8 protein-coding genes are annotated in these 12,376 nt (G+C 74.3%); all 8 read right to left on the bottom strand.

Annotation, left to right across the window (positions count from 1 at the left end):
- Window positions 1-252: 252 nt before the first annotated feature.
- The gene (locus tag ACWPWW_RS14230) at window positions 253-1,857 is read right to left on the bottom strand and encodes a methyl-accepting chemotaxis protein (RefSeq protein WP_454051007.1); all 1,605 of its coding nucleotides are present in this window, start codon (window positions 1,855-1,857) and stop codon (window positions 253-255) included.
- A gap of 189 nt (window positions 1,858-2,046) precedes the next feature.
- On the bottom strand, window positions 2,047-3,774 hold the full coding sequence (locus tag ACWPWW_RS14225) for a methyl-accepting chemotaxis protein (protein ID WP_454051006.1): 1,728 nt from the start codon (window positions 3,772-3,774) through the stop codon (window positions 2,047-2,049).
- 185 nt (window positions 3,775-3,959) lie between these two features.
- Window positions 3,960-5,564: a methyl-accepting chemotaxis protein gene (locus tag ACWPWW_RS14220; RefSeq protein ID WP_454051005.1), complete on the bottom strand. Its 1,605-nt coding sequence runs from the start codon at window positions 5,562-5,564 to the stop codon at window positions 3,960-3,962.
- A 225-nt stretch (window positions 5,565-5,789) separates the two neighbouring features.
- Entirely contained in the window at window positions 5,790-6,206 is a 417-nt protein-coding gene (locus tag ACWPWW_RS14215) for a chemotaxis protein CheW (protein ID WP_154728810.1), read from the bottom strand.
- Window positions 6,203-8,569, bottom strand: a complete 2,367-nt coding sequence (locus tag ACWPWW_RS14210; protein ID WP_454051829.1) for a chemotaxis protein CheA — start codon at window positions 8,567-8,569, stop codon at window positions 6,203-6,205. Before ACWPWW_RS14210 ends, ACWPWW_RS14215 begins: the two co-directional genes overlap by 4 nt.
- Before the next feature lie 189 nt (window positions 8,570-8,758).
- Window positions 8,759-9,028: a carbon storage regulator CsrA gene (gene csrA, locus ACWPWW_RS14205; RefSeq protein ID WP_454051004.1), complete on the bottom strand. Its 270-nt coding sequence runs from the start codon at window positions 9,026-9,028 to the stop codon at window positions 8,759-8,761.
- Window positions 9,029-9,077: 49 nt separating this feature from the next.
- Complete coding sequence (locus ACWPWW_RS14200) at window positions 9,078-10,310, bottom strand: hypothetical protein (RefSeq protein ID WP_454051003.1); 1,233 nt, start codon at window positions 10,308-10,310, stop codon at window positions 9,078-9,080.
- Entirely contained in the window at window positions 10,288-12,351 is a 2,064-nt protein-coding gene (gene flhA / locus ACWPWW_RS14195) for a flagellar biosynthesis protein FlhA (protein WP_454051002.1), read from the bottom strand. Before flhA ends, ACWPWW_RS14200 begins: the two co-directional genes overlap by 23 nt.
- Window positions 12,352-12,376 lie beyond the last annotated feature (25 nt).

Here is a 12,376-nt window from a genome sequence, read left to right as displayed (position 1 = left end):
CCGCTCCGACCGCCACCAGCACCAGGGACGCGGCAAACGCATTCCCCGGGCGGTGACGCTTCCCGTGCCTCATCTCGACTCCTTCGTCCGCACCGGCAGCGACGCTCCCTGTCGTGCCGTGCCACCTGGATCGTCCGGGCCGGGGTGGATGTGAGCCCTCCACCGCGTGAACAGCGGGTGGAAAACACGGACCGCCCGGTCGGGTTGCCCGGGCGGTCCGTGGTGGTGCGTGCGGTCCTGCAGTCGCGGCGCTCAGTAGGTGAAGCGCGCCACCCGGCCCCGGAGGTCCTCGGACATCCGGGCCAGCTCGCCGATGGAGTCGCCCATCTGACCGAGCGTCTGCGAGGACGTGGCCGTGGCGGACGCGACGCCGGTGATGTTGGTGGCGATCTCGCCGGAACCGGTCGCGGCCTCGGCCACCGACCGGGACATCTCGGTGGTCGTGGCGGTCTGCTCCTCGACCGCGCTGGCGATGGTGAGCTGGTAGTCGTTGATGCTGGCGATGATGTGGCTGATCTCGCCGATCGCCGTCACCGCGGCACCGGTGTCGGCCTGGATCGCCTCGACCCGGCGGACGATGTCCTCGGTCGCCTTGGCGGTCTCCTGCGCCAGCTCCTTGACCTCCCCGGCGACGACCGCGAAGCCCTTGCCGGCCTCGCCCGCTCGTGCGGCCTCGATGGTGGCGTTGAGGGCCAGCAGGTTGGTCTGCTCGGCGATGCTGGTGATCGCCTTGACCACGTTGCCGATCTCCTGGCTGGACTCGCCCAGGCGCGTGACCTGGTCGTTCGTCGCCGCGGCGACGTCGGTGGCCTGCGTGGCGACCTTCGCGGCCTGCGAGGCGTTCTGCGCGATCTCCCGGATGGAGGCGCCCATCTCCTCGGCACCCGCGGCGACCGTCTGCACGTTGCGGGACACCTGCTCGGCGGCCGCGGCGACCACCCCGGCCTGCGCGGAGGTCTCGTCCGAGCCGGCCACCACCTGGTGCGAGGCGACCGACAGCTCCTCGGCTGCCGCGGCGACGGTCTGGGCCGTCTCCACGACGCCGGAGACCAGACCGCGCAGGCTCTGCTGCGTGCGCTCGAGGTCGACGGCCAGCCGGCCGATCTCGTCCCCGCCGACGACGCCCGACGGCACGGTGAGGTCGCCGTCGCCGGCCGCGGCCAGGCTGCGGGACACGCGGCCGATCCGGTCGACGATGCCGCGCGCCACGACGTACGCGAGGACCGTGGCGGCCAGGGCGCCGAGCGCGGCGACCAGGACCGTGATCCACACCGAGCGCGCACCGAGCGCGTCGGTCTCGGCGGCGAGGGCGGCGGCCTGCTCGCCCTGCGACGCGGTCTCCAGCTGCATGGCGTCCATGACGGCCGTCGTCAGCGGGCGGACCGTGTCGTTGAAGTAGGTGCCGAAGCCCTCCGTGTCACCGGCGTCGGCCATGGGGAACAGGTCGCCCTCGGCGGCCGAGTAGTACGCGGTCAGCGCGGTCTCGAGTGCGGCGACGTCGTCCGGGTCCACCGCGTTCGGGCGGTACTCCTCGATCTGCGCGGCGAGGTCCTGCTGGCGCGTGGTGAGCTCGTCGAGCAGGGTCGCGCGGGTCTCCTCGTCGGCGATCCCGTACTGGATGACCCGCGCGCGGTCGCCCTGGAACGAGCGCTGGATCTCCGTCAGCTGCTGCAGCGGCGTGACGTTGCCGGCGTACATCTCGGCGGCGTCGGCGCGCAGCGTGCGCAGCGAGCCGACCGCGACGGCCGTGACGACCGCCGTCATCGCCACCATCACGGCGACCGCCGCGAGGATCTTCACCAGCACCGGGCGGTCGGCCCAGAGCCGTCGCGGGGTGCCCTCGTGCTGCACGCTCATCTCTCGTCCTTCGTCTGATCCGGGACCTACGTCCCCTCCATCGGCCGGAGACGCCGCCGACGAAGTGGTCCGGCGCGCGGGACCGGGTGGAAACGTGGCCGCGAGGGCACGTCGCGTACCCCGGGTACGCGTCGAGGGCGCACCCGGGTGGGTGCGCCCTCGACGGGACGGTGCGGGTTCGACGCCGGCTCAGTACCGGAAGTTCGCCACCCGGGCCCGCAGGTCCTCGGACATCCGGGCGAGCTCCGCGATGGAGGTGCCCATCTGCCCCAGCGTCTGCGACGACTGCGCGGCCGCGGCGGCCACGCCCGTGATGTTGCCGGCGATCTCGCCGGAGCCCGTGGCGGCCTCGGCTACCGAGCGGGACATCTCGTTGGTCGTGGCGGTCTGCTCCTCCACGGCCGACGCGATGGTCAGCTGGTAGTCGTTGATGCTCGCGATGATGTGCGAGATCTCGCCGATCGCGGCGACGGCGCCGGTGGTGTCGTCCTGGATCGCCTCGACCCGGCGCGCGATGTCCTCGGTCGCCTTGGCGGTCTCCTGCGCCAGCTCCTTGACCTCGCCGGCGACGACGGCGAAGCCCTTGCCGGCCTCCCCGGCGCGCGCGGCCTCGATCGTGGCGTTCAGCGCGAGCAGGTTCGTCTGCTCGGCGATCGAGGTGATGACCTTGACGACGTTGCCGATCTCCTGGCTCGACGCACCCAGCCGCGCCACCTGGTCGTTCGTCGCGGCGGCCGCGTCCGTGGCCTGGCCCGCGACCTTCGCCGCCTGGGAGGAGTTCTGCGCGATCTCGCGGATCGAGGCACCCATCTGCTCGGCGCCGGCGGCCACGGTCTGCACGTTCCGCGAGACCTGCTCGGCCGCGGCGGCGACCACCCCGGCCTGCGCCGAGGTCTCGTCGGACCCGGCGACGACCTGGCCGGACGCCGCGGACAGCTCCTCGGCGGCGGCGGCGACGGTCTGCGCCGTCTCCACGACGCCGGACACCGTGGCGCGCAGGTTCTCCTGGGCCCGGGTCAGCGAGCGGGCCATCTGGCCGAGCTCGTCGGTGGAGTCGACCTGGGCGGTGACGGTGAGGTCACCGTCCGCCATGGCCTCGACCGCGCGCTGCACCTCGTTGACCTGGCGGCGGATGATGCCGGCGATGACCAGGCCGACCGCACCGACCAGCAGCACGCCGGCGGTCAGGACCCAGATGAGCACCTGCGAGCCGGACCTCGCCTCGGCCTCCGCGGAGTCCGCCACGGTGACCAGGTAGTCGGCCGCCGACTGCTCGGCCGTCTCGAGGCCGGTGATCATCGCGTCGATCGCGGCCTGCGCGTCGCCCGCGGTGATGGCCTCGAACTCGGCGTCCTGGTTCGCGAACGCGGCCGGGACCAGCTGCTCGTCGCGGATCTGCTGCCACTCGGCCCACGCCGCCTCGAAGTCGGCCCAGCCCGGCACCACGACGCCGTTCAGGCCGGCGAGGAACTCGTCGGCCGCCGCCTGCAGGTCGGCGTCGGTCGCGGCGATCGCGTCCAGGTGCCGCTGCTGGTCGGCCTCGGTCTCGGTGACGCCGGCCGCCGCGAGGGCGATCAGCATGCGGGCCTTGATCTCCTCCTGGTGCACGACGGAGATCGGGCCGATCACGTTCGCGCTCACGTCCTCGACGGACGCGGTGCTGGCGGCGAGGTCGTTCATCCGCAGGGCGGCGAACGTGCCGGTGCCGGCGACCACCACGACCACCAGGGCCAGCAGCAGCAGGATCTTGGTGCGCACGCCGCGGTTGGCGAACCAAGCGGTGCCGCGGCGGGTGCGGCCCGCGGTCCGGGCGGGGGCGGCGGGGCGGACGGGTGCGGACCCGCCGGAGCCGCGCGGCGTGGGGACGCGGTCGAGTGCCGACGTGCGCGGCGGCGTCCTCGTCGTCATGACGCTCATGGGGGTCCTTCTTTCGGTGTCCTGGTGTTCCCTGCTGGGCGTCCGATCGTCCGGCGCGGCCTGCGTCTGAGCGCCGCGCAGGGTGAGAACGCCCCGCACGACGCAGGGCCGCGGCTCCCGGCCGTCGAGGGGTCGGGGGCCGCGGCCCTGCGTGGAGCGCTGGTCGCGCTGCTCGGCGTGCGCGCTCAGTAGGTGAAGCGCGCCACCCGGCCCCGGAGGTCCTCCGAGAGCCGCGCGAGCTCGCCGATGGAGTCGCCCATCTGGCCGAGCGTCTGGGAGCTGCCGGCGGCTGCCGAGGCGACCCCGGTGATGTTGTTCGCGATCTCGCCGGAGCCGGTCGCGGCCTCGGCCACCGACCGGGACATCTCCGTGGTCGTGGCCGTCTGCTCCTCCACCGCGGACGCGATGGTGAGCTGGTAGTCGTTGATGCTGGCGATGATGTGGCTGATCTCGCCGATCGCCGTCACCGCGGCACCGGTGTCGGCCTGGATCGCCTCGACCCGGCGGACGATGTCCTCCGTCGCCTTGGCGGTCTCGGAGGCGAGCTCCTTGACCTCCCCGGCGACCACGGCGAAGCCCTTGCCGGCCTCACCGGCGCGCGCGGCCTCGATCGTGGCGTTCAGCGCGAGCAGGTTGGTCTGCTCGGCGATCGACGTGATCGCCTTGACCACGTTGCCGATCTCCTGGCTGGACTCGCCCAGGCGCGTGACCTGCTCGTTGGTCGCGGCGGCGACGTCGGTGGCCTGCGTGGCGACCTTGGCGGCCTGCGAGGCGTTCTGCGCGATCTCCCGGATGGAGGCGCCCATCTGCTCCGCACCGGCGGCGACGGTCTGCACGTTGCGGGACACCTGCTCGGCGGCCGCGGCGACCACGCCGGCCTGGGCCGAGGTCTCGTCCGAGCCGGACACGACCTGGGTCGACGCCGCGGACAGCTCCTCGGCGGCGGCCGCCACGGTCTGCGCCGTCTCGACGACGCCGGACACGACGCCGCGCAGGCTGACCTGGGCGCTGTCGAGCGAGCGCGCCATGTCGCCGAGCTCGTCCGCGCTGCGCACGTCGGCGCGCACGGTCAGGTCGCCCTCGGCCATCGCCTCGAGCGCGTGCCGGACCTCGCCGGCGCCGCGGGCGAGCTTGCGCGCCACGGTGAACCCGACGGCCAGCACGATCGCCAGCCCGACCACCAGCAGGACCACGACGGTGACCAGCGTGCTGCTCACCGTGGACCCGGCCGCGGCGGCGTTGGCGTCCGCGACCTCGGCGACGGACTGGTTCTCCAGCGCGATCGCGTCGGCGGCGATGGTCGTCTGCGGCAGGATCTGCGCGCGGTAGAACGCGGCGGCACCGGCGATGTCGCCCGAGTCGGCCATCGGGAACAGCTCGTCCTGCGCGAGGCGGACCATCTCGTTCCAGCCGGCGTCGAAGTCGGACCACGCCTGGTCGTTCACGGCCAGGTCGTCGTACGCGGCCTGCTGCTCGCTGACCTTGGCGATGTACTCGTCGAGCTGCGTGCGCAGGTCCAGGCGGACCTCCTCGGACGCCGCGGGGTACTCGACCATCCGGGCGCGGCCGGCCTGCAGCGCGCGCTGGAGGTCGCTGACCTGACCGAGCTGCGCGACGTAGCTGCTGCTGCGGCTGACGTCCTCGCGGAGCTGCGTCAGGCTCACCCCGGCGGCGGCGACCACGACGACGCCCACCAGACCGGCGGCGGCGAGCAGGCCGAGGACCTTGCCGGCGATGGACAGCCGCAGGCCGCGGCGGGCGCCGTCCGGGGCGGCGGAGGGGTGGGACATGGTCGCTCCTGTGCGTGCGGGGCGCCGACGGCCGCGCGGTGAGCGCGCGACCGGTCCGGGCGCCGTGTCGCCCTCCCTATCGGCAGCCGACCCCGCCGCGTGACCTTTCACCAGGGCGAACCCTCCCCCGAACGCCGAGTGGAGAGCCCTGCCGGGACACGCGGGGCGTGCCGGGCAGGACTCTCCACTCGGTGCAGGGGGCGCGCGACAGGTCGGCGCCCGGGGTCAGGCGGCGGTGGCCTGGTCGACGTCGAGGACCAGCAGCAGCCGGCCGTCGAGCTTGTGCGCGCCCAGGATCAGCGGGCGCAGCGCGGCGTCCAGCGTCTCCGGGGGCGCCTCGAACGTCTCCGGGCCGACCTCCATGACGTCGCCGATCTCGTCGACCAGCAGGCTGACGGGCTCGCCCGCCACCTGCACGACGACCATCATCGGCTCCGCGTCCTCGCCCAGCGGCTCCAGGCCGAGGCGGGGGCGCAGGTCGACCGTGAGCACGACCTGCCCGCGGAGGTTGACCAGGCCGGCGACCCCGGGCGGGGCCAGCGGCACGCGGGTGCGGACGTGCGAGCGCAGCGCCTCCTGCACCCGGGTGACGTCGACGCCGTACAGGCTGCCGCCGAGGCTGAACGTGACGTACTGGCTCATCGGGTGGCTCCCACCAGCTCGGACCCGCCGACCTGCGTCGGGAGGTCGTCGTACGTGGAGCGGTGCTCGGGCCGCTCGTCGTAGAAGGCCGCGTCGGCGGCGAGGATCGCGCGGCGCACGTCCAGCAGCTCCGTGACCTTCTCCCCCAGCACCGTGGAGCCGACCAGGCCGGCGTCCTCGATGTCGGAGTGCCGGGCCGAGTCGTCGTCGACGATGTCGACGATCTCCTTGACCACCAGGCCGACGCTGCGGCCGGCGCGGCTGTAGACCACCAGCAGCAGCTCGGAGGTGTCCTCGGACCCGTAGGCGCCGAGGATCCGGTCGAGGCGGGCCAGCGGCAGGATCGTGCCGCGGTACTGCACGACCTCGCGGCCGCCGACGTACTCGACCTGCTCGGCCTGCACGTGCTCCAGGCGCGCCACCGACGCGAGCGGCATGGCGACCTGGCGGCCCCCGCCGATCCCGACGACCAGCACCTGCTGCACCTCGTGGTTCTCGGCCTGCCCGGCGCTGGCGTGCGCGTTGCGGGCGGCGACGTCGAGCTCCCCGGCCAGGGCGCGGCGCGCGATGGCCTGCACGTCGAGGATCAGCGCGACGTGGCCGTCGCCCAGCACGGTGGCACCGGCGTAGGCGCCGATGGCCTTGAGCCGGGCCGACAGCGGCTTGACGACGATCTCCTCGGTGTTGAGGACGCGGTCCACCAGCAGGCCGAAGCGCTGCTGGTCGGACTGCACGACCGCGATCACCGCGTTGACCGGGCGCTCGGCCGGCACCTCGAGCACCGAGGACAGCGACACCAGCGGCAGCAGCTCGCCGCGCAGGCGGTACACCGGGGCCTCGTGGATGTGCTCGATGCCGGACTCCGAGCGCTGCGAGTCGAGCGCGACGAGCTCCAGCAGGTTGACCTGCGGGATGGCGTACAGGTCGCCGGCCGACTCGACGGTCAGCGCGGGCATGATCGCCAGCGTCAGCGGGATGCGCAGCCGCCAGGTGGTGCCGCGGCCGACGACCGAGTCGACCTCGACGGCGCCGCCGATGGCCTCGATCTTGGTGCGGACGACGTCCATGCCGACGCCGCGGCCGGACACGTTGGTGACGGCCTCGGCCGTCGAGAAGCCCGGCAGGAACAGCAGCTGCAGCAGCTCGGCCTGGCCCATGGTCGTGACCTGGTCGGCCGTCCGCAGGCCCTTCTGGACCGCCTTGGCGCCGATCTTCTCGGGGTCGATGCCGCGGCCGTCGTCGGCGACCTCCACCACGACCTGGCCGCTGGCGTGGTACGCCCGCAGCGCCAGGACGCCCTTGGCGGCCTTGCCGGCGGCGGTGCGGTCCTCGGCCGACTCGATGCCGTGGTCGACCGCGTTGCGCACCAGGTGCGTCAGCGGGTCCTTCACGGCCTCGAGCAGGCTGCGGTCGAGCTCGGTGTCGCCACCGGACAGCTCCAGCTGCACCTCGCGGTGGCAGGCGGCCGCGATGTCGCGGACCATGCGCGGCATCTTCGACCACAGGTGCTCGATGGGCTGCATGCGGGTCTTCATGACCCCCTCCTGCAGCTCACCGGCGATGAGGTTGAGGCGCTGCGCGGAGCGGGCGAGGTCGACGTCCTCGGTGCCGCCCGCGAGCCGGCTGATCTGGTTGCGGGCCAGGACCAGCTCGCCGACCTGCCGCATGAGGGCGTCGAGCAGCTCGACGTCCACGCGGATCGACGCGTCGGCGGCGCCGCCGCGCAGGGTGCCGAGGCTCCTCGGGGCGCTCGCCGCGGGGGCGGGCGCTGCCGGGGCCGCCGGGGCCGGGGCCGGGGCTGCCGGGGCCGGGCTGGGGGCCGGCGCGGCCGGCGCCGCAGCGACGGGCGCGGGCTCCGGCTCGGTGACGGCCACCACGGGCGCTGCGGGCTCCGGGGCGCGCGGCGTCGGGATCTCGGCCGCGGGTGCGACCGGCTCCGGCGCCGGCTCGGCCGCGACCTCGGCTGCGGCCGGGGCCGCGTCCGGGTCGGTGGCCTGGATCGCCTCGATCGCGGCGATGACCGCGTCGATCTCGACACCGCCCTCGCCGCCGTCGACCTCGATGGCCCGCAGGATCTCGCGGATCGTGTCCACGAGCCGCAGCAGCACGTCGGTGGTCGCGTGGTCCATGGACCGGCGGCCGTCGCGCAGCTCCACCAGCAGGTTCTCGCCCGCGTGGGCCACCCGCTCCAGGCGGGAGAACGCGAGGAACCCGCTGGTCCCCTTGATCGTGTGGATCGTCCGGAACACGCTCGCGATCAGCGAGCGCGATCCTGGTTCGCTCTCCAGGGCCACCAGGTCCTGGTCGAGCTGGTCGAGGTTCTCATGGCTCTCGACCAGGAACTCGCGGACGATCTCGTCCATGTCCTCCACTGCTGCCTCCTACGTGGGCCCCGTCTGAGGTGAGGATCGGCGGCGGCAGCGGCTGCGTGAGGCTTTCTGCCCGGAACCTCGGGTGAACACGCGCGTCGAGGGTGCAGAAGCAGGGGGACGAACGGGACATCGCGCCGGGGTTCCTGCACCCTCGGCGGCCGCGCCGCGAGGAGCGGGGGCTCAGCGCGCGGGGCGGTCCTCGTCGGGCTCGGGGTCGTCGGCCGCGGGGGCCAGGAGGCCGCGCAGGGACTCGACGGCGTCGTCGCCGGCGTCGGTCGCCGCGACGTTCGCGGCCCGGACGGCGTCGAGGACCTCGGCCCGGTGCACCGACACGGAGCGCGGGGCGTCGATGCCGAGCCGCACGCCGTCGCTGCGCACCTCGATCACGGTCACGACGATGTCGTCCCCGATCACGAGTCGCTCCCCGACCCGTCTGCTCAGCACCAGCATGGCGCCGACCCTACCTGCCGGAACCGGGGGACCCGCACCCGACACCGCGTCAGCCCCAGACCGTGCCCTCCGGGAGGTGCTCGCCGAGGGCCGCGGCCCAGGCGACGCGGGAGGCCGGCACCCCGTCGATCCAGGCGACCGGCACGCCGAGCCCGAGCACGGTGCCGGGCTCGCTGGTGTCGAACAGCCCGCCGACGGCGAGCGCGTCGAGCGGCCGGCGCGCGCCGACGCCGGCGATCCACCGGACGCAGTCGCGGGTCTTGCTGCGGGCGTCGATGACGCCCCAGGCCTGGTCGGGCGTGAGGGCCGCGAGCAGCTCGGCGGCGGCGTCCTCGCGGGCGCGGCCGGGGCGGACGCCGAGCGCGACGACGGTGACGCCGTCGGCGGCGGGCCGCTCGGTCCGCCAGCGGGCGGCGGCCGACGGGCTGGTGAGGCGGTGCCCGGCGGCACCGGGCTCGGCGTCGCCGGCGTGCACGACGGCGGGCGCGCCGACGCGCAGGGCGAGCAGGTCGGCCACCCGGCCGGCGTCCTCCGGCGGGCCGGCGACGACCAGCACGGTGCCGGGGTCGCGCGGCAGCGGCGGCGCGGACGGCACGGCGGCCAGCAGCCGGGCCAGCTCGACCGGGCCGTCGCCGCACGCGGCGAGCAGCGCCGCGGGGACGCCGAGGTCGGCGAGCGCGTCGCGGGGCACCCCGGTCGACGACGGGACCGCGGGCGTCGCGGGCGCGGCCGGCAGCTGCTCCAGCACCGGCGCCGGCGCCGGGGCGGGGACCGTCGGCGGCAGCAGCGGCTCGAACGTCCGCTCGGACGCGGGCGGCGGCACCTCCAGGTCGGCCTCGGGCGCGGTCGCCCCGGCCATCGCGCGCATCTGCTCCAGCACGGAGGCGAACGCCTCCTCCCCCGTCGACACCCGCGGCCCGCGGGCCTCGGGCACGGCGGCCGGGGCCGGTGCCAGCACGTCGGAGCCGGGCGGGCCGAACGGGTCGTCGGGGCCGGAGTCGGCGGCGTCCGCGGCGGCGAGCAGCGCGTCGATCCCGCCGCCGCCGGCCGACGCGGTCACCGCGGCCACGCCCCGGCGGCGCAGCAGGCTCTGCGCGGGCGGGACGGGCGCGTCGGGCACGTCGATGGTCAGCTCGTACCGCTCGCGGGCGAAGAACCCGGCGACGCCGCCGGTGCGGATCCGCTCGGCGCGCACGATGCGGGCGGTCGGACCGAACTCGGCGCGCACGTGCACCATGAGCTCGGCCAGGTCGGCCCCCTCAAGCAGCAATCGCGTGGGCACCGCTCACCACCCCGACGGTCTCGATGCGGGCGCCGATGCCGGTGACCTCGGCGTAGGACAGGACGGGCAGCCGCTCGAGCGCCAGGACGACGACCTTGCGCAGCGCGGGCCGCAGCGCCGGGGCGCAGACCAGGACGACGGACCGGCCGGTGGCCTCGGCGTCGGTGACGGACACCCGCAGCCGCTCCAGCATCGCCTCGAGGCGGTTGGGGTCCGTGAGGATCTGCGTGCCGGTGTCGGACGGGCGCAGCGCCTCGACGAGCGACTGCTCGAACACCGGGTCCAGGGTCAGCACCCGCAGGACGCCGTCCTGCACGTACTGGGTGGACAGCGCCGGGCCGAGCGTGCCGCGAGCGGCCTCGACCAGGCCCTCGGGGTCGGTGCCGGCCTTGGCGCGCAGGCTGAGCGCCTCGTAGATCCGGCCGAGGTCGCGGATCGGGACCTCCTCGGCGAGCAGGCCCTGCAGCACGCGCTGGACCTCGCCGAGCGACAGCAGCCCGGGAACGAGCTCGTCCACCACCGACGGGTTGACCTGCTTCAGGCCCTCGGTGAGCACCCGCACGTCCTCGCGGCCCAGCAGGCGCGGGGCGTTGCGGGTGATGATCGAGCCGAGGTGCGTGATGAGCACGGACACCCGGTCGACGACGGTGGCGCCGGCCATCTCGGCGGCGTGCCGCAGCTCGGCCGCCACCCACTTGCCGGGCAGGCCGAACACGGGCTCGACCACGGACTGCCCCGGCAGCGCGGCCAGGTCGTCGCCCAGGGCGAGGATGCGCCCCGGCGGCACCTCGCCGCGGCCGACCTCGACGCCGGCGATCCGCACCACGTAGGTGGAGCGCGGCAGGTCGACGGAGTCGCGGGTCCGGACCGGCGGGACCACGATGCCGAGCTCCATGGCGATCTTGCGGCGCAGCCCGCGGACGCGGTGCAGCAGGTCCTGGTCCGGGCCGTTGCCGACCATGTCGACCAGGTCCGGCGCCAGCAGGATCTCCAGCGTGTGCACCCGCATCTGCTCGATGAGCGCCTCGGGCGTGTCGTTGGACGTCGGCGCGGAGGTCGCGGTGGACGCGGCGGCGGACTCGGCGTCCTTCGCGGCCTTCGCCTCGTTGGCCTTGATCCGCTGCGCGACCACCAGCAGGGACGCGCCCACCAGGACGAACGGCACCTTGGGCATGCCGGGCAGCAGCGCCAGGGCGAGCGCGCCGCAGCCGGAGATCAGCAGGGCGGTCCGGGACTGCGACAGCTGCTTGGACGCCGCGGTGCCCATGTCGCCCTCGGCCGTGGCGCGGGTGACGACGATGCCGGTGGACACCGACAGCAGCAGCGCGGGGATCTGGGTGACCAGGCCGTCGCCGATGGTCAGGAGGCTGAACTTCTCCAGCGACTCGCTGAGGGACAGCCCCATCTGCATCATGCCGATGACGAAGCCACCGATGAGGTTGATCAGCGTGATGACGATGCCGGCGATCGCGTCGCCCTTGACGAACTTGGAGCCACCGTCCATCGCGCCGTAGAAGTCGGCCTCGGCCGTGACGTCGGCGCGGCGCTTGCGCGCGGTGTCCTCGTCGATGAGGCCGGAGTTCAGGTCGGCGTCGATCGCCATCTGCTTGCCGGGCATCGCGTCGAGGGTGAACCGCGCGCCGACCTCGGCCACGCGGCCCGCGCCGTTGGTGATGACGACGAACTGGATGACGACCAGGATCAGGAAGATCACCAGGCCGATCACGAGCGACCCGCCGACCACGAAGTGCCCGAACGCGTCGATCACCGCGCCGGCGTACCCGTCGCGCAGCACCAGCCGGGTGGAGGCCACGTTCAGGCCGAGCCGGAACAGCGTGAACACGAGGATCAGCGACGGGAACACGCTGAAGTCGAGCGGTCGCTGGACGTACATGCTGGTCAGCAGGATGACCAGGGACGCCGTGATGTTCACGGCGATCAGGACGTCCAGCAGCACCGCGGGCAGCGGCACGACGAGCAGCAGCACGATGCCGACGACGCCCACCGGGACGGCGAGCTGGGAGATCTGCCGGTTCTTCATCGCAGGTCCTTGTTCGTGGGGCGGG

Source organism: Cellulomonas sp. Marseille-Q8402 (assembly GCF_965119525.1).
This window is presented reverse-complemented; position numbering and strand designations above follow the sequence as displayed.